Genomic DNA, 17,434 nt, shown 5'->3' on the forward strand with positions numbered 1-17,434 from the left:
GAAACGGAAACCATAAAAAAAGGAACTTAAATACCGTTTTTAATTAGACGGTCCTTTTAGATTCTAGATTGTTATGTACGCAATAGGATAGCACGGAGATATAAAAGCGATAAATCTCTCTCTAAAAATCTTGGAGATGTAATTTATCTGAAATTTTTGTAACAAACTGTATTGCTTTTAACACTAACTTACCCAAATAGTAATCCAATTCTTATGTTTAAAAAATTTACTAAGCTGCAATGGAAGTCCTTCTTTCGGTCTTCATCCATGGGTAAAAGTCTTGGTATAAAGATAGTCATGGGTTTTTTTGCATTGTATTTTATGGGTATGCTGGCCTTTTTTGGCTCTGCATTGTTCTATATTTTAGAAAGAGCTATCCCAAATACGGACCCGCTTATACTGGTAAGCCAATTTTTATTGTATTGGATGCTTGGAGAACTGTTTCTTAGGTATTTTATGCAAAAACTTCCGGTTATGGATGTGAAACCATATTTGGTCCTTCCCATAAAGAAGAGCAGCATTGCGCATTATATTCTAGGTAGGTCTGCGGTATCCTTCTATAATTTGTTTTCTCTGTTTTTCTTCGTGCCCTTTAGTGTGGTGTTGCTCATAAATGGATATACGCCCTTAAACGTTTTGCTCTGGTTGTTGGCCATGATAAGCATTGTGCTGAGTATTAATTTCATCAACTTTATTGTAAACAAGAGTGATAAGGCTTTGGTGATTATCGGGGCTCTGTTACTAACATTTTATGGTTTGGAATATTTTCAGGTTTTTCCTGTTCAGGAATTTGCGGGCCATGTATTCTATGCCCTTTATAAAAGTCCGCTGTACGCACTAGTTCCTTTGGGTATTGCAGGCTTGACGTATTATTTGAATTACTCCTACTTAAGAAGCCGTATTTTCCTTGATGCTTCCCTTAAAAAGAATACGGTAGAAGCTACTTCGTCAGATTTATCTTGGACAAAGCGTTTTGGTGCTATTGCTCCGTTTTTGCAGTTAGACCTAAAGCTAATTTGGAGGAATAAAAGAACCAAAACGCAGGTTTTTATATCACTTGCTTTTGTTTTCTACGGATTGCTTTTTTATGGAATGGAAGATTTTGGAATGGGTTCTATGATGTTGGTTTTTATCGGTATTTTTATGACCGGCGTTTTCCTAATGAACTTTGGGCAGTTTATTCCGGCTTGGGATAGTTCGTATTTTAGTATGATAATGTCACAGAACATACCTCTTAGAAGGTATTTGGAGTCCAAGGCATTTTTAATTTATGTTAGTATTGGGGTAATGTTCTTACTATCTGTGCCCTATATTTATTTTGGTTGGGAAGCGCTTGCCATAAACTTTAGCTGTGCCGTATATAACCTAGGGATAAACGTACCGTTAATCCTGTTCTTTGGGTCAATGAACAAAAAGCGTATAGACTTGAACAAAAGTGCCCTTGGTAATATGCAGGGTACCAGTGCCACCCAGTTTATAGTAGGTATTCCTTTGTTCGGGATTCCTTTGCTTGTTTATGCCGTATTAACATTTTTCTTTTCACTAAATGTAGCTCTTATCACATTAGGCATTTTGGGTATGATAGGTTTCGCATTTAGGAATAAACTTTTAGACCTGATTACAAAAGCTTACCGAAAAAGAAAATACCGAATGATTGCCGGATTCAAAGAGCAGAATAACTAGTGCAATGTGCATTGGCAAATCTTTAAATGAAATAAGAAACTTATACCGTTACTATGATATCAGTTGAAAACCTTACTAAGAAGTACGTTGGCAAAGCCGTGTTGAATATTAACAATTTAGAAATACCAAAAGGACAAAGCTTTGGACTAGTTGGCAACAATGGGGCCGGCAAGACCACTTTCTTTAGCCTTTTGTTGGATTTAATAGTGCCCACTACCGGTCATATTATAAACAATGGCGTACAAGTAAACCAAAGTGAAGCTTGGAAGACCAATACATCTTCTTTTATTGATGAGAGCTTTTTAATCGGGTATTTAACGCCAGAAGAATATTTCTATTTTATTGGGGAATTACGGAACCAAAACAAGGCAGATATAGACGCACTACTAACCAATTTTGAAGATTTTTTTCATGGCGAAATTTTGAACCAGAAAAAATATTTGCGAGACCTCTCAAAAGGCAACCAAAAGAAAGCGGGTATTGTGGCTTCATTTATAGGTAATCCGGAAGTAGTTATTTTGGATGAACCTTTTGCGAACCTAGACCCTACTACCCAAATACGGTTGAAAAACATTATCAAAGACTTGGCGGCAAAACAAGGAGTTACGGTTTTGGTCTCTAGTCATGATCTTATGCACGTAACCGAAGTATGTGAGCGCATTGTAGTTCTGAACAAGGGAGAAATTGTAAAGGATATTGAAACTTCTGAAGCCACTTTAAAGGAATTGGAGCTGTTTTTTAGCGGAAAAGATACTCCTAAAGAAGATATTCCGGTGTCTTAGTTTCTTTTTTAAAACCGACTGCCTCGTCTATTTTTAGTTTTTCAACACTACAACGGGTGCTAGAAGATGTCGCTAATTTGCGTTTTTTGTCTGTTAAGTAGCAATAAAACCAGAGGTTTATCTATAAAAAGAGAGTTTACAAACTACTTAGTCTGTAAAATAAATCCTGCTACTTTTATTTTATACTCTTTATTTAGAGAATAGAGAAGCCATAAAACGAACATGCAATTCTTAATTGGATAAAGTAATTCTGACTTGTTAGATTAAAGAATTGCCAAGAACTAAAAAGAGACCTAGTTTAGAATATCATATTTTTGTTTCCACAGGTAAAGCCCGAACCCTAAACTTTTTATCGACCAACTGCATAATAATACCGTTCTTTTTTAGTTAAAGTAAAGTACGTAGATATACAATTTTGAAGCTGCACTATAAACTTATCATATTTTCTATTCTGGGGGCCCTCATTTCAAATGCTTGTTCCACCAAGAAAGACGCGTTCGTCAATCGTAATTGGCATGCGCTCAATACCAAGTACAACACGCTGTACAATGGTAATATCGCATTTGAAGAAGGAAGGGAAGAGCTTAATCTTAATTACCATGATGATTATTGGGAAATTCTGCCCATAGAGCGTCTAGAAGTCACGGAAGACATCAAATTAGATTCGGAAGATAACAATCCCAATTTTATCATAGCTGAAGAAAAAGCAACGAAAGCCATACAGAAGCACAGTATGGATATTAAAGATATTGAGCGCAATCCGCAAACGGACGAAGCTTTTCTTCTTTTGGGCAAGGCACGTTATTTTGATCAGCGTTATATGCCGGCACTTGAAGCCTTTAACTACATAATTAAAAAGTACGATTATAGCGATAAATTGAACGAGGCACATATATGGCGGGAGAAAGTTAACATTCGCCTGGAGAATGAGGAATTGGCCATTAGAAACCTAAAACGCCTACTAAAGTTTGAACAGCTTACAGATCAGGAATATGCAGATGCACGTGCTATGATCGCACAGGCCTATATAAATGAAAAGGTACTTGATACAGCCGTACAGCACTTAAAAGTGGCTTCTCACTATACAAAGAAGAATAAGGAGAAAGGCCGCTACTATTACATTATTGGTCAGTTGTACAATCAAATTGGGCATAAGGACAGTGCCAATTATGCTTTTGATAAAGTTATTGCCTTGAATAGAAGGTCGCCAAGGGTGTATATGATCAATGCGGAAATTCAGAAGATTAGGAATACCCAGATTACTTCTGAAAACAGCGAAGAAATGCTTGAATATTTGACGGATTTGGAAGTGAACCGAGAGAACCGTCCTTTTCTGGATATCATCTACCGTCAGGTTGCCGAGTATCATTTGGAGCAAGAGAATGATAGTATGGCTATTGCGTATTTTAATAAATCGCTTCGTGCTACGCAGAACGAGCCCAAATTGAATGCCCTGAATTACGAAAACTTGGCAGAATACAATTTTGACAAGAATGAATACAGGCTTGCTGGGGCGTACTATGATAGTGTTATTCCTAATCTGGATGAGAATACAAAGAAATTTAGGTCTACCAAGAAAAAATTGGACAACCTTGAGGATGTTATTAAATATGAAGATATTGTCCAGCATACAGATAGCATCATTACCCTTTATAATCTGCCTCTAGCGGAGCGTAAAGCCTATTTTGAAGATCATATAGCCAAATTACAGGCAGCAAAAGAAGCTGCGGCCAAGAAAGAAGAAAGAAGAATAGCCTCCGGTTTTGCGGAGTTTGCCAAGAGCAAGGGAGGTAAGGAGAACAAAGGTAAATTCTACTTTTACAACCTTACAAGCTTAGGGTACGGTAAGAACGACTTCGTTCAACGATGGGGCAAAAGGGAATTGGAAGATGATTGGAGGTGGAGCAATAAAAAAAGGACACTGCCCCAAGAAACTACAGATAATGCCATTGCCGCAAATGATAGCATCGCAGGTGAAGTTGGTGAGGATGAAAAATTCTCCTTGGATTATTATTTAGACCGTGTACCTACGGATGTTGCGGTAATAGATAGTTTAAAGAACGAAAGAAATTTTGCCAATTATCAATTGGGACTGATTTACAAAGAGAAATTTAAAGAGAACCTTCTAGCAGCTGCTAAGTTGGAAAATGTGTTGGATTCGGAACCAGAGGAAAGATTAATTCTTCCGTCTAAATACAACCTTTACAAAATTTACGAAGAAGAAGGCAGTCCGCTTTTGGCTTCAATGAAAGAAAACATTCTGACGAATCATGGAGATTCCCGCTATGCGGAAATTATACTGAACCCTAGGGCAGTCCTAGAAGATGATGTGGATAGCCCAGATGCACGGTACGCGGATTTATACCGCAAATACAGAGAGCAAAGGTTTTTGGAGACCATTACCGGTGCAGAGGAAAATATAGAGAAATATACGGGAGACCCTATAGTTCCCAAATTTGAAATGTTGAAGGCCAATGCCATTGGGAGGCTAAACGGATTCGAACCTTTTGAAGAAGCTTTAAACTATGTTGCCCTAACCTACCCTAATAATCCGGAAGGTAAAAAGGCAGAGCAAATGGTTGCGGAACAACTTCCAAAATTGGCCGTTAAGGAATTTTCAACTGAGCTAGGGTCGTCGGGTACCGGCAACTGGAAAGTGGTTTTTCCGTTTAGACGAAGTAACGATGAAATTGCCAAAAGGGTGAAGAAAGCTCTGGAAGATGCCATTATAGACTTGCGTTATAAGAATGTGGTTTCAAAAGATATCTATACCTTAGAAGACCAATTTGTGGTTGTACACGGCTTTAAATCCAAAGATTATGCGTTGGGCTTTGCCGAACTTATAAAGTTTAACAAGGATTACCTTATTGAGAATGAGAATTTTGTAATTTTATCTACTAACTATAAAATAATACAGGTACATAAAAACCTACAATCTTATAAAAATCAAATTTTAACCCCAAAACCTTAAAAAATGTTTTCTGACAACAAAAAACCAAGAACTATGAACGAAATTGGCGCACAACCTAACAGAATTTCCAAGCACACAAAAATTAAAGGTGATATAGAATCTGAAGCAGATTTTAGAATCGATGGAAAATTAGACGGTAACGTAAAAACTACCGGTAAGGTAGTTATTGGTAAGGATGGCTATATTCATGGCAAAGTAGAATGTGTAAATGCTGATATTGAGGGAAGCTTTAATGGCGAACTTTTAGTGTCCGATTTACTTTCACTAAAGTCTTCTGCGGTAATAGAAGGTACCGTTTCGGTAACCAAATTGGCGGTTGAGCCTGGAGCTACGTTCAATGCTTCCTGTACCATGAAAGGTAAAGGTGGTTCTTTGAACAGTTCTTCAAGTAGCTTTAAATCATCGTTAAGCAACAGTTCTAGTACGAGCAATGAGCCAGCAAAAGCCTCGTAATGATTCAAATTTAATACGTACTGCGGCCAGTTTTTCAGGTATTGCCATACAAATGGGTGCTACTATCTATTTAGGCAATCTTTTGGGGGCCTGGTTAGATGTAAAGTTTGAAAAAACGTTTCTAGAGGATACATTTACTTTACTTGCCGTATTTTTGTCAATGTATATCGTCATCAAAAAAGTGATGACATTAAATAAGTAACATTGATAAAGCAAATAGTACAATATATAGTCGTGTTCATTTTGGTGGGCACGACTTCTTTTTTTCTACATCAGTTTTTATTGGCAGATACTAATTTAGACTTTAGGGCACTGCTCAAAACAGCCTATATCTTTCATTTTATTTTCTCTTTATCGGTAATTATTGCCTTTCAACTGCTCTCCAAAAACGAAAAAGTTTTTGTTCAATTGGGTTTTATTTATATCGGGCTTTTAGTATTTAAAATTGCCGCTTATACCGCTATGTGCTACCCACAACTTATGGGAGATCAGTATTTACCGAGATTTTACAGGGCTTCACTTTTAATTCCCGTGTTTGTTTTTTTAGGCTTGGAAGTCTTTTTTGTTTCAAAAATTATGCAGCGTAGATAGTTTCAAAATTTTATGGAATAAAAATGCTTTGTATTACGGCAAGATTACCTACTTTTGCGCAAAATTTCAGGAGCATAATTTTTTGATAAAAAATAATGAAGGAAGTTTCAAAAATGATCAGAACACTAGTTTTACTTTGTACACTATGCATTTCTCTTCAAGGTTTTGCATTCTCCGAAGGGGGTGATGAAGGGGCGGTAGACACAAAAGATGAAGTGAATGCATACATTTTGCACCACATTAAAGATGCTCATGATTTTCATTTGTTTTCATATACGGGAGACAATGGCGAGCGTAAGCATGTAGGCTTTCCATTGCCGATCATTCTTTGGTCTAGCAATGGGTTGGTGACTTTCATGTCTTCTGAATTTCATCATGACGATGCCGGAAAGGTTATAGTAGAGAAAGGCGGATCCAAGTTCGTAAAGCTTCACGGCAAGATTTATGAGTTAAATGCGGGAGCTTCCGAGGTTCAATTTGATGAACATCACCACGCAGAAAACGCTGCTAAGGTTTTGGACTTCTCAATCACTAAAAGTGTTTTCGGAATTTTGTTGGTTGGACTTCTAATGCTTTGGGCATTCTCTTCATTGGCCAAACAATATGCTAGCAAAAAAGTACCTACCGGATTCGGTAGAGTTTTGGAGCCTTTGGTAATTTATGTTAGGGATGAAATTGCTAAGCCAAACATTGGCGAGAAAAAATACAGAAAATTTACAGGATACCTTTTAACGGTGTTTTTCTTTATATGGATTTTGAACCTTTTAGGTTTAACTCCGTTAGGTTTCAATGTAACCGGTCAGTTGGCCGTTACCGCTGCTTTGGCAATTTTCACTTTAATTATCTATACGTTTAGCGGAAACAAAGATTACTGGATGCACATGTTGTGGATGCCGGGTGTTCCTGTTTTGATCAGACCTGTTCTTGCTATCATAGAATTGGCCGGAGCTTTTGTGATCAAGCCATTTTCATTGTTGGTACGTTTGTTCGCGAACATATCTGCAGGACACATTGTAGTAATGAGTCTAATTGCAATCATGTTTACACTTAAGGAGAGCCTTACCGTCGGGGGAGCTACGATTTTGTCGTTGGTACTATCGTTTTTCATTACACTTATTGAGGTGCTGGTAGCCTTTTTACAGGCTTATATTTTTACCATGTTATCGGCATTGTTTATTGGTATGGCTGTTGCAGAGCACGACCATGAGCATGAGCACGATGCAAACGGACATGAAATTCCGGATGCGGAAGACGTTAGAGGGGATTTTATCTAAAAGAGAGTTTTTTAATTTAATTATATAAATCAATTAGTATGGTAACTTACAACTTAATTGGAGCTGGTTTAATCGTAATCGGTGCAGGTATCGGTCTTGGTCAAATTGGTGGAAAAGCAATGGAAGGTATTGCTCGTCAGCCAGAAGCAACAGGAAAAATCCAAACTGCGATGATTATCATTGCTGCACTTTTAGAAGGTTTGGCATTCGGTGCTTTGTTCTTAGGAAAATAAGAACTACAAAACCCAAAGACATTTTCCTGCAACGGTTGGTTGCAGGAAATGTTTTAATTATTGATTTAGTATTTTAAAAAGAAAGTATGGAAACTTTATTGAACGATTTCTCACCAGGCCTTTTCGTAGTTCAGACAATATTATTGTTAGGGTTGATTTTCCTATTGGTGAAATTTGCATGGAAACCGATCTTGACTTCTTTGAACGAACGTGAAGAAGGTATTCATGGTGCATTGGAGGCTGCTGAAAAAGCGCGTGCAGAAATGCAGAACTTGCAGGCCGATAATGATAAGTTGTTAAAAGAAGCCCGTGCAGAGCGTGAGGCTATGTTAAAAGAAGCTCGTGAAATCAAAGATAAGATGATTTCGGATTCTAAAGAGCAGGCTAAAGTAGAAGGCAATAAAATGTTGAAGCAAGCTCAAGCTGCTATTGAAAGCGAAAAGAAAGCTGCTGTTGCCGATATTAAAAATCAGGTAGCTGAACTTTCTGTAGAGATTGCAGAGAAGGTTTTAAAAGAACAACTATCCAACAAGGACCAACAATTAAAGTTGGTTGAAAGTATGTTGGGTGATGTTAAATTGAATTAAGTAGCTATATTGCTCTTTGTTGTGCCAATGGTTTTTGCGCAACAGGACAATAAAACAAAATAAAAGATGAGCGATTCTAGAGCAGCAATACGTTACGCAAAAGCAGTCTTGGACCTAGCAGTTCAAAACAAGGCTACGAGTGCAGTTGAGAAAGACATGCGTTCGGTTGTGGCAACTATTGCCGATAGTAAGGAGTTGAGAGCAATGTTGGCCAGTCCCGTAGTAAATGGGGAAACCAAGAAAAAAGCTTTGTTCGCTGTTTTTGAAGGCAGTGATCAAATTACCCTTGGTGTAATCAATACGCTTGCTGCGAACAAAAGAATATCTATTTTAAACGAGGTTGCTTTAAAGTATATTATTCTTAATGAAGATTTGAAAGGAGAAGGAGTGGCTTACGTTACTACCGCTGTGCCGTTAAGCGCAGACCTTGAAAAGAAAGTTCTTAAGCAAATAGCTCAGATAACCGGTAATGCCGTTACCATCGAGAATAAAATTGATGAAAGCATTGTTGGAGGATTTGTATTGCGTGTTGGCGATTTGCAATATGATGCTAGCATTTCAAACAAATTGAATAATATTAAACGAGAGTTTACAAGTAGTTTATAATAATAACAAGGGCTTAGGATGTATTTCTTAAGTTCTAGGTCTTATATCTATAAAAATGGCAGGAGTAAAAGCCGCTGAGGTATCAGCAATTTTAAAGAAACAATTATCAGGATTTGAAGCCACCGCTACATTGGATGAGGTGGGAACTGTATTGCAGGTTGGTGATGGTATCGCCAGAGTCTACGGTCTATCTAATGCCCAGTACGGGGAATTGGTAGAATTCGAAGGCGGCCTTGAAGGTATCGTTCTTAACCTTGAAGAAGATAACGTTGGTGTGGTTCTTTTAGGACATTCCAAGTCTATTGGAGAAGGTGCTACGGTAAAACGTACCCAGCGAATTGCTTCTATCAAAGTAGGTGAAGGTATCGTTGGCCGTGTGGTAGATACTTTGGGTAACCCTATAGATGGTAAAGGACCTATTGCTGGTGATACTTATGAGATGCCATTAGAGCGTAAAGCTCCTGGTGTAATCTTTAGAGAGCCGGTAACTGAGCCTATGCAATCTGGTATTAAGGCAATTGATGCAATGATTCCTGTTGGCCGTGGCCAGAGGGAGCTTGTAATTGGTGACCGTCAAACTGGTAAAACTACCGTTTGTATCGATACCATTTTGAACCAAAAAGAATTTTATGATGCTGGTGAGCCAGTATTTTGTATATATGTTGCTATTGGCCAAAAAGCCTCTACTGTTGCTGCCATTGCGCAGACATTAGAAGATAAAGGTGCTATGGCATATACAACTATTGTTGCTGCTAATGCTTCCGATCCTGCGCCAATGCAGGTATATGCCCCTTTTGCAGGTGCATCTATCGGTGAGTATTTCCGTGACACAGGTCGTCCAGCTTTGATTATTTATGATGATTTATCAAAGCAAGCGGTTGCGTATCGTGAGGTATCACTTCTTTTAAGAAGACCACCGGGACGTGAGGCTTACCCAGGTGACGTTTTCTACCTTCACTCTAGATTGTTGGAGCGTGCTGCAAAGGTTATCAATGATGATGCAATTGCTAAGAACATGAACGATTTACCTGAGGTGTTGAAGCCTATGGTAAAAGGTGGTGGTTCGCTAACGGCACTTCCTATTATTGAAACACAAGCAGGTGACGTATCGGCATATATTCCTACGAACGTAATTTCTATTACGGACGGACAGATTTTCTTGGAGCAGGATTTATTCAACCAAGGGGTAAGACCGGCAATTAACGTTGGTATCTCTGTATCTCGTGTGGGTGGTAACGCTCAGATCAAATCAATGAAGAAGGTTGCAGGTACATTAAAACTGGATCAAGCTCAGTTCCGTGAATTGGAAGCTTTTGCGAAGTTCGGTTCAGATTTGGATTCTGCTACATTGAACGTTATTGAAAAAGGACGTCGTAACGTAGAGATTCTTAAGCAAGCTCAGAACGACCCTTACACGGTTGAAGACCAGGTAGCCATTATCTATGCAGGTTCTAAGAACTTGTTGCGTGATGTTCCTGTAGAAAAGGTTAAGGAGTTCGAAAGAGATTATTTGGAATTCTTGAACGCAAAACACAGAGATGTGTTGGATACCTTAAAGTCCGGCAAACTTACTGATGAAGTAACGGATACGTTGACTACGGTAGCTAAAGACCTTTCGGGTAAATATAGAAACTAGTACTAAGTACAGAGTATTGGGTGGGAAGTAACCATTAAAGGGTAAAACTTCATTTGTTGGATACGGCCCACTCACTACTAAATACTATTTAAAGAATGGCAAACTTAAAGGAAATACGAAACAGAATATCGTCGGTATCATCAACGATGCAGATTACCAGTGCCATGAAAATGGTATCTGCCGCAAAGTTGAAGAAAGCACAGGATGCCATTACTGCAATGCGACCTTATGCCGATAAGCTTACGGAGCTGTTGCAAGGTTTAAGTGCTAGCTTGGACTCTGATTCTGGTAGTGTATATGCTGATAATAGAGAAGTAAAAAAGGTATTGGTGGTTGCTATAACTTCAAACAGAGGTTTGGCCGGTGCTTTTAACTCTAACATCTTAAAGCAATGTACTCTTTTGCTTAATGAAAAGTATGCTGGCAAGCAGGTAGATTTTGTAGCCATTGGTAAAAAAGCCAATGATTTCTTGGTAAAGCGTTCAAAGGTAATAGCAAATCATAGCAGTCTTTATGATGATTTAACTTTTGACAATGTATCTGCCATTGCCGAAGATTTAATGGAGCAATTCACTTCAGGTAATTATGATCGTATAGACATCGTTTACAATAAATTTAAAAACGCTGCTACACAGATTGTAATGACAGAGCAATTCTTGCCTATCGTGCCTATGGCCGGGGCAGATAACCTGAGCACTGATTATGTTTTTGAACCTTCAAAAATAGAAATTGTTGAGCAGTTGATTCCTAAGTCGTTAAAAACACAATTGTACAAAGGTATCCGTGATTCTTTTGCCAGTGAACATGGTGCTCGTATGACGGCAATGCATAAAGCAACGGATAACGCAACCGAATTGAGAGATCAATTGAAGTTGTCTTACAACCAAGCAAGACAAGCGGCAATTACCAACGAAATCTTGGAGATTGTTGGTGGTGCGGAAGCGTTGAACAACTAATAGAATATATCAGCTTTGACTTAGTCATTGTAGATACGTATAGAATAGAAAACCCCACAGCAATGTGGGGTTTCTTTTTTTAGGATAGTCCCTGAGCATGCTTTATGCGTATGTATTGCCAAATACAATAAGATAACTATCATGAAAAAATACATCTATATTTTAGGATTAAGCTTATTTATCCTTTCGGGTTGTGGGTCTACCAAGAAATTAGAAACCACGGCACCTTTTAGTTTAGGAGAAGCCTACGCTCAAAAATGGTCCATAAGTCAATCCCCAAAAGATGGCGGTTACGAGATAGTGGTTTCCGTGCTAAGTTTGGAGAACGATAATGCCAACTTAAAGAACGTCTACTATAATGGGAAAATGGCTCCTATTTCTATTGAATTAACGGATAAGGGCATTATAGGTATTGCAGAATTTGGAGCGGTTGTTGAAAGTCCTGAGGAATTTCCTTTTGATTTAACAGAGACACAAGCGGTCATTGGTTATGTGCATAAGGAAAAGGTGAAATACTATCAAATCAACGGAATTCAACAGAACCTTCCCATTTCATATTCCAGTTTGGAAGAAAAAGAGGCCCGCTAGAAAAAAGAAAGATGGCGGGAGATTAACTTCACTTTGCTACATGCCTTTAAATAGGTACTTTTGGATTTAAATACAGCACTATTGAATCCGCTTAAAAAATTGTTCAAGCAAACGGCTATCTACGGTCTGGCCACTGTATTGCCCAGAATGATTTCTTTCTTTTTGGTAAGGGTGCATACAGATGCTATGCCCCCGGAGATATATGGTGAGCTAGCCGTTATCTTTGCATATTTTGCAATGTTCAACGTGGTACTGGCCTACGGAATGGAAACTGCTTTTTTTAGATTCTACTCCAAGTCCGCTGATAAGGAAACGGTTATATCTACTTCTCTAACTTCTATTTTGGGATCCACCATGCTTTTTATGGTATTCTCGTTACTTTTTCAGGACGGTATGGCAAGTATGCTCAATATTGACCCAAAATACATAAAGTACGTTATTTTTATTCTGTCTTTGGATGCCTTGGTAATTATACCCTTTGCCTGGTTGCGTGCCAATGAACGCCCCTTGCGATATGCGGTGGTCAAGATTTTAAATGTGGTCATCAATTTTGGTCTTACGCTACTTTTTCTTTTGATACTACCAAAAGTTGCCGAGACCAGTCCGGAAAGCTTTTTAGCAACGCTTTATAAGCCTAATTTTCAAATTTCATACATAATCATTGCAAATCTGGTAGCTAGCGCCGTGACGCTTCTATTGATGCTAAAACCTTATTTAATTAGTAAATACACTTTTGATAAGAAGCTCTGGAAAGAAATGATGAAATATGCTATTCCGGTTTTAATTGCAGGTGTGGCTTTTACCATAAACGAAGTTTTTGATAGGGTAATGTTGGAAGCGCTTTTACCCCAGGATATTGCCAATAAAGAAGTGGGTATGTACAATGCCTGTGTAAAGCTTGCCTTGTTTATGACTTTGTTCTCAACAGCGTTCCGTATGGGAATTGAGCCTTTCTTTTTTAGTCATGCCGGTACGGAGAATCCTCAAAAGGCGTATGCGCAGATAACCAACTACTTTGTAGTTTTGGGTAGTGTTATACTTTTGGGTGTGGTAGTCTTTGCCGATGTTCTTAAGGTGCTTTTTGTGAAGAATCCGGCCTATTGGGAAGCCATGTCCGTTGTACCCATTATTTTGCTGGCCAGTTTCTTTTTGGGTATTTATCACAACCTATCGGTCTGGTACAAGGTAACGGATAAAACCCGTTATGGCGCGCTTATATCAGTATTCGGAGCATTTATAACTATCGGTATAAATTATTTTTTCATCCCATATATTGGTTATATGGCCAGTGCCATTGCTACGGTTATGGCTTACGGTAGTATGATGGTGCTCTCGTATTACCTTGGTAAATCGCGCTATCCCGTTCCCTATAACTTTAGAAAAATACTTTTCTATTTAGGGGTTTCCATTCTTTTTTCCGCGCTGTCTTTTTATGTTTTCAATAGGAACTTAATTATTGGAGGTATCTTACTTTTGTTATATCTAGGTTTGGTATACAAACTTGAAAACGATAAGTTGAAACAGATTTTTCTTAGACAGAAAAGTTAACGAAGTAATAGAGACGGCCTAACCCAATAATCGTTGGCCAAAATCAAATTGAACATTTTACAATTAACGTAATACTATGGAAATAAAGATTATCAATAAATCACAACATAAGCTTCCACATTATGAAACGGGTGCGTCTGCGGGAATGGACCTTAGGGCAAATATTACCGAGACGGTAACATTACAACCTTTGGAGCGTGCTATTATTAAAACAGGACTGTTCATAGAGCTTCCGGTTGGTTTTGAAGCACAGGTGAGACCTAGAAGCGGTCTTGCTGCAAAAAAGGGCATTACGGTTCTAAATGCGCCCGGTACGGTTGATGCGGATTATCGTGGAGAGATTGGTGTAATTTTGGTAAACTTGTCCAATGAAAGTTTTGCTATCGAAAACGGGGAGCGTATTGCCCAACTGGTCATAGCCAAACACGAACGCGCAGATTGGATAGAGGTTAACGAACTTTCCGAAACTTCAAGAGGTGAGGGTGGTTTTGGTAGTACGGGTGTAAAGTAGTTAATTCTATAGCAATGAAAGGTAGATGTTGTAAGATGAGAATAAGTCGGGTTATATCCACTTTCTTCGGGGGATTTTTTCTTATCGCCCTATCTACCTATGCCCAAGAGTCGCCTAATATTGATGAAACACAAAGTGCAGAGCTTTTTCTGGAGGACTATTCGGATGATTTTCAGGACAAATTTTTTGATGCCCTAAAGCAAAAGGGTATTGAAAATTACGATAGGGCCATCAACCTTATGCTCCAATGCAAACAATTGGATGAAAATAATACTGTGGTAGACCATGAACTGGCACAATTGTACCTAAAGGAAAAACAATATCCGGTTGCGGAAACATTTGCTTTAACGGCGCTATTGGCGGAACCTGGTAATTTATGGTATACCAATACGTATGTAGAGATATTGCAAAAACAGCAGAAATCCGTTGAGAGCAATAAAGAGCAGTTGCCTTTTGATGAACCCAAGTTCAAGGAAAATTTGGCTTTGGTATATTATAGAAAGGGAAGGGCCAAAGCAGCAAAATCTATTCTGGAACAGACTCCAAAATCTAGCTTTACGCAACAGCTATCCGTAAAAGTAGATGATTTAATAGAATCGCAACAGGCGGCTATTACCAGTAGTTCCTTTTCTACTATCAACGTAAACAGGTCGGAATCAGGTTCCGTTGAACAGTACAAGGCCCGTATTCAGGGTATGCTCAGAACCAATAATTATTTATCTCTAGATCAAGTTGCGGCAGAGGCTTTGGAAAGTTACCCTTCGCAGCCCTATTTTTATTATGCCCAAGGTTACGCCTTTAATAAAAAGGGCAAACCACGCGATGCGATTGAGGTATTGGAAACCGGACTGGATTATTTTGTAGGTGATATTGCATTGGCCAATAAGTTTTATCAAGAACTGGCAGATGCTTATAATTCCATTAACAATTCAGTCAAGGCAAATATGTATCTTCGTAAGATAAAACCCGGGTTTTAAACTTTACAAAGATTATGGCTTTACCCTTACGAATGGCCTTGCGTTTAACGGCGTTGGTCTCACTTTCTTTTTTTATTTCTTGTAAATCTACCAAGGTTTTGGCCGATGGTAAGGTTGATGGCAATCTTTCGGCGAAAGCTATTGTTAAGAACCATTATGCGAATACAACCAATTTTAATACGCTAAGCGGGAAAATGCGAATAGATTATTCTGATGGCGAATCGTCTCAAGGGGTTTCAGTTAGCTTGCGAATGGAAAAGGATAAGGCTATTTGGATGAGTGCTCCACTTGGCATGGTAAAGGCATATATAACGCCGGGCAGGGTCTCCTTTTATAACAAATTGCAGAATGAGTATTTTGATGGAGATTTTGCTTATTTAAGTAAGTTTCTAGGAACAGAACTGGATTTTGAGCAGGTACAAAATCTGCTAATGGGCCAGGCGCTTTTTAATTTAAGGGAAGGAAAGTATGATGCCTCTATTGTAAATGGGGATTATCAATTAAAACCTAAAAAAGCAATGGAACTCTTTAAGGTGATGTTTCAAGTAGAGCCCAAGAATTTTAAGATGGCTGCGCAACAACTCTCTCAGCCTCTAAAGAAGCGTTTGTTACAAATAAACTATACGGATTATCAGAAAATTGATAAGTATATTCTTCCGCAACGTATTGCCGTTGCTGCTATTGAAGGTGAGGACCGCAATACGGTTGATATAGAATACAAAAATATAGAGTTTGATCAACCTATGAATTTTCCTTATAAAATACCAAAAGGTTTTAAAGAAATTACACTTACTGACGATGCGCGGTAATACCCATTATATTGCAATTTTCTTTTTTTTCTATCTCTTGGGATGGAACCCCGTTTTTGCTCAAAACGAAGAGCAGGAAGCGTTGGAAGCCAAGCGAGAGCAGTTGCAAAAGGAGATAGAACAAATTAACTATTTACTGTTTAATCAAAAGAAGAAAAAGGGTACGGTCTTAGATCAGATGGAGGCCTTGGACAACAAAATAAAAGTGCGTCAAGAGCTGATTAATGTGACCACGAAACAGTCTAATATTCTAAACCGAAAAATAAATGCCAATATAAAGGTCATTTCCGGTTTAAGGAAAGAATTGGATGAGCTTAAGGATGATTATGCTATGATGATTCAAAAGGGCTACCAAAGCAAAATTCAACAGAGCAAATTAATGTTTTTGCTGTCATCGGATGATTTTTATCAAGCCTTTAAGCGCATACAGTATATAAAGCAATACACGGAATTTAGACGTAAGCAGGGGGAGAAAATTGTTGTTAAGACCGAAGAACTTAGTAAGTTGAATCAAGGGCTAAGCGCGCAACGAAAGGAAAAGGACCGTTTAGTGGCCCAAAACCTCAAAGCCAAAAGGGCAATGACCCAAGAAAAAGAGGATCATCAGGCACTACTGGGAACGATACGTAAGAGCGAAACCAAATTTGCCGCACAAATTAGGGACAAGCAAAATCAGGCCAAGGAAATTGACCGTCAGATCGAGCGTCTCATTCGTGAGGCCATAGCAGCATCCAATAAAGATGCCAACAAAAAAAGTAACGACCCAAGCAAGTTCCTATTAACTCCGGAGGCGGCTATCGTAGCCAATAGCTTTACGGCAAATAAGGGTAGATTGATTTGGCCTGTTGAAAAAGGGTTCAAAAGCCAAGGTTTTGGGGTGTACGCAGATGCTATTTATCCTGGAATTAAACATCAGAGTAACGGTGTGGTCATTACCACGGACCAAGGGGCCAAAGCACGAGCTATTTTTAGAGGTGAGGTCATTGCCATACTTTCCATTCCGGGTGGTAATAAGGCTGTGCAATTAAAACATGGTAATTTTATCAGTACCTATTATAACCTCTCGGTCCTTTACGTAAAAAAGGGTGATAGAGTGGAAGCAAAGACGGAGCTCGGAGAGATTTATACCAATCGGTCTAACGGTCAAACAAAATTGAAATTTTATTTACATCAAAACACTTCCAAGTTAAATCCTGAGGAGTGGGTGTACCAATTATAAACTTAAGAAT

General features: G+C 38.6%; 18 protein-coding genes. All 18 read left to right on the plus strand.

Annotated features, from left to right (window positions below; genetic code table 11):
- Positions 1 to 213: 213 nt before the first annotated feature.
- Positions 214 to 1,683: a DUF5687 family protein gene (locus SJY45_RS13460; RefSeq protein ID WP_400071349.1), complete on the plus strand. Its 1,470-nt coding sequence runs from the start codon at positions 214 to 216 to the stop codon at positions 1,681 to 1,683.
- A 53-nt stretch (positions 1,684 to 1,736) separates the two neighbouring features.
- Complete coding sequence (locus SJY45_RS13465) at positions 1,737 to 2,465, plus strand: ABC transporter ATP-binding protein (protein WP_303404736.1); 729 nt, start codon at positions 1,737 to 1,739, stop codon at positions 2,463 to 2,465.
- 415 nt (positions 2,466 to 2,880) lie between these two features.
- Positions 2,881 to 5,436, plus strand: a complete 2,556-nt coding sequence (locus tag SJY45_RS13470; protein WP_400071352.1) for a tetratricopeptide repeat protein — start codon at positions 2,881 to 2,883, stop codon at positions 5,434 to 5,436.
- Between the two features lie 3 nt (positions 5,437 to 5,439).
- Complete coding sequence (locus SJY45_RS13475) at positions 5,440 to 5,889, plus strand: polymer-forming cytoskeletal protein (RefSeq protein WP_215436624.1); 450 nt, start codon at positions 5,440 to 5,442, stop codon at positions 5,887 to 5,889.
- The gene (locus tag SJY45_RS13480) at positions 5,867 to 6,091 is read left to right on the plus strand and encodes an AtpZ/AtpI family protein (RefSeq protein ID WP_215913386.1); all 225 of its coding nucleotides are present in this window, start codon (positions 5,867 to 5,869) and stop codon (positions 6,089 to 6,091) included. The genes SJY45_RS13475 and SJY45_RS13480 overlap by 23 nt, the downstream gene beginning before the upstream one ends.
- 2 nt (positions 6,092 to 6,093) lie before the next feature.
- A complete protein-coding gene (locus SJY45_RS13485) occupies positions 6,094 to 6,480 on the plus strand; it encodes a DUF6168 family protein (RefSeq protein WP_400071354.1) in 387 nt (128 codons plus the stop codon).
- Positions 6,481 to 6,575: 95 nt separating this feature from the next.
- Positions 6,576 to 7,754 (plus strand): F0F1 ATP synthase subunit A, encoded by a 1,179-nt coding sequence (atpB, locus tag SJY45_RS13490; protein WP_215436615.1) that lies wholly within the window; start codon positions 6,576 to 6,578, stop codon positions 7,752 to 7,754.
- A 38-nt stretch (positions 7,755 to 7,792) separates the two neighbouring features.
- Positions 7,793 to 7,987 carry an ATP synthase F0 subunit C gene (atpE, locus tag SJY45_RS13495; protein ID WP_036825176.1) on the plus strand — a complete coding sequence of 65 codons (195 nt, stop codon included), beginning with the start codon at positions 7,793 to 7,795 and terminating at the stop codon, positions 7,985 to 7,987.
- A gap of 86 nt (positions 7,988 to 8,073) precedes the next feature.
- Positions 8,074 to 8,574 carry a F0F1 ATP synthase subunit B gene (locus SJY45_RS13500; RefSeq protein WP_400071357.1) on the plus strand — a complete coding sequence of 167 codons (501 nt, stop codon included), beginning with the start codon at positions 8,074 to 8,076 and terminating at the stop codon, positions 8,572 to 8,574.
- 66 nt (positions 8,575 to 8,640) lie between these two features.
- Positions 8,641 to 9,180 (plus strand): ATP synthase F1 subunit delta, encoded by a 540-nt coding sequence (gene atpH / locus SJY45_RS13505; RefSeq protein WP_400071359.1) that lies wholly within the window; start codon positions 8,641 to 8,643, stop codon positions 9,178 to 9,180.
- Positions 9,181 to 9,235: 55 nt separating this feature from the next.
- Positions 9,236 to 10,816 carry a F0F1 ATP synthase subunit alpha gene (gene atpA, locus SJY45_RS13510; protein WP_215436608.1) on the plus strand — a complete coding sequence of 527 codons (1,581 nt, stop codon included), beginning with the start codon at positions 9,236 to 9,238 and terminating at the stop codon, positions 10,814 to 10,816.
- Positions 10,817 to 10,911: 95 nt separating this feature from the next.
- Complete coding sequence (gene atpG, locus SJY45_RS13515) at positions 10,912 to 11,772, plus strand: ATP synthase F1 subunit gamma (protein ID WP_400071361.1); 861 nt, start codon at positions 10,912 to 10,914, stop codon at positions 11,770 to 11,772.
- A 141-nt stretch (positions 11,773 to 11,913) separates the two neighbouring features.
- Positions 11,914 to 12,360, plus strand: a complete 447-nt coding sequence (locus SJY45_RS13520) for a hypothetical protein (protein WP_400071363.1) — start codon at positions 11,914 to 11,916, stop codon at positions 12,358 to 12,360.
- Positions 12,361 to 12,441: 81 nt separating this feature from the next.
- Positions 12,442 to 13,908: a lipopolysaccharide biosynthesis protein gene (locus SJY45_RS13525; protein WP_400074353.1), complete on the plus strand. Its 1,467-nt coding sequence runs from the start codon at positions 12,442 to 12,444 to the stop codon at positions 13,906 to 13,908.
- Between the two features lie 76 nt (positions 13,909 to 13,984).
- Positions 13,985 to 14,419: a dUTP diphosphatase gene (dut, locus tag SJY45_RS13530; RefSeq protein ID WP_215913383.1), complete on the plus strand. Its 435-nt coding sequence runs from the start codon at positions 13,985 to 13,987 to the stop codon at positions 14,417 to 14,419.
- 35 nt (positions 14,420 to 14,454) lie between these two features.
- A complete protein-coding gene (locus tag SJY45_RS13535; protein WP_400071365.1) occupies positions 14,455 to 15,396 on the plus strand; it encodes a tetratricopeptide repeat protein in 942 nt (313 codons plus the stop codon).
- A gap of 14 nt (positions 15,397 to 15,410) precedes the next feature.
- Positions 15,411 to 16,205 (plus strand): DUF4292 domain-containing protein, encoded by a 795-nt coding sequence (locus tag SJY45_RS13540; RefSeq protein ID WP_289037905.1) that lies wholly within the window; start codon positions 15,411 to 15,413, stop codon positions 16,203 to 16,205.
- The gene (locus tag SJY45_RS13545; protein ID WP_400071367.1) at positions 16,195 to 17,424 is read left to right on the plus strand and encodes a murein hydrolase activator EnvC family protein; all 1,230 of its coding nucleotides are present in this window, start codon (positions 16,195 to 16,197) and stop codon (positions 17,422 to 17,424) included. Before SJY45_RS13540 ends, SJY45_RS13545 begins: the two co-directional genes overlap by 11 nt.
- The last annotated feature ends 10 nt before the right edge of the window (positions 17,425 to 17,434 follow it).

The sequence above is a fragment of the Zobellia russellii genome (genome assembly GCF_044597075.1).
Classification (GTDB): Bacteria; Bacteroidota; Bacteroidia; order Flavobacteriales; family Flavobacteriaceae; genus Zobellia; species Zobellia russellii.

What these genes read in the sequence shown, in the direction of transcription:
- atpG (WP_400071361.1), top strand. Translation starts at nt 10,912, where the DNA reads ATGGCAAACTTAAAGGAAATACGAAACAGAATATCGTCGGTATCATCA.
- atpH (WP_400071359.1), top strand. Translation starts at nt 8,641, where the DNA reads ATGAGCGATTCTAGAGCAGCAATACGTTACGCAAAAGCAGTCTTGGAC.
- SJY45_RS13460 (WP_400071349.1), top strand. Translation starts at nt 214, where the DNA reads ATGTTTAAAAAATTTACTAAGCTGCAATGGAAGTCCTTCTTTCGGTCT.
- atpE (WP_036825176.1), top strand. Translation starts at nt 7,793, where the DNA reads ATGGTAACTTACAACTTAATTGGAGCTGGTTTAATCGTAATCGGTGCA.
- SJY45_RS13520 (WP_400071363.1), top strand. Translation starts at nt 11,914, where the DNA reads ATGAAAAAATACATCTATATTTTAGGATTAAGCTTATTTATCCTTTCG.
- SJY45_RS13475 (WP_215436624.1), top strand. Translation starts at nt 5,440, where the DNA reads ATGTTTTCTGACAACAAAAAACCAAGAACTATGAACGAAATTGGCGCA.
- SJY45_RS13480 (WP_215913386.1), top strand. Translation starts at nt 5,867, where the DNA reads ATGAGCCAGCAAAAGCCTCGTAATGATTCAAATTTAATACGTACTGCG.
- SJY45_RS13500 (WP_400071357.1), top strand. Translation starts at nt 8,074, where the DNA reads ATGGAAACTTTATTGAACGATTTCTCACCAGGCCTTTTCGTAGTTCAG.
- SJY45_RS13465 (WP_303404736.1), top strand. Translation starts at nt 1,737, where the DNA reads ATGATATCAGTTGAAAACCTTACTAAGAAGTACGTTGGCAAAGCCGTG.
- dut (WP_215913383.1), top strand. Translation starts at nt 13,985, where the DNA reads ATGGAAATAAAGATTATCAATAAATCACAACATAAGCTTCCACATTAT.
- SJY45_RS13540 (WP_289037905.1), top strand. Translation starts at nt 15,411, where the DNA reads ATGGCTTTACCCTTACGAATGGCCTTGCGTTTAACGGCGTTGGTCTCA.
- SJY45_RS13545 (WP_400071367.1), top strand. Translation starts at nt 16,195, where the DNA reads ATGCGCGGTAATACCCATTATATTGCAATTTTCTTTTTTTTCTATCTC.
- atpA (WP_215436608.1), top strand. Translation starts at nt 9,236, where the DNA reads ATGGCAGGAGTAAAAGCCGCTGAGGTATCAGCAATTTTAAAGAAACAA.
- SJY45_RS13535 (WP_400071365.1), top strand. Translation starts at nt 14,455, where the DNA reads ATGAGAATAAGTCGGGTTATATCCACTTTCTTCGGGGGATTTTTTCTT.
- atpB (WP_215436615.1), top strand. Translation starts at nt 6,576, where the DNA reads ATGAAGGAAGTTTCAAAAATGATCAGAACACTAGTTTTACTTTGTACA.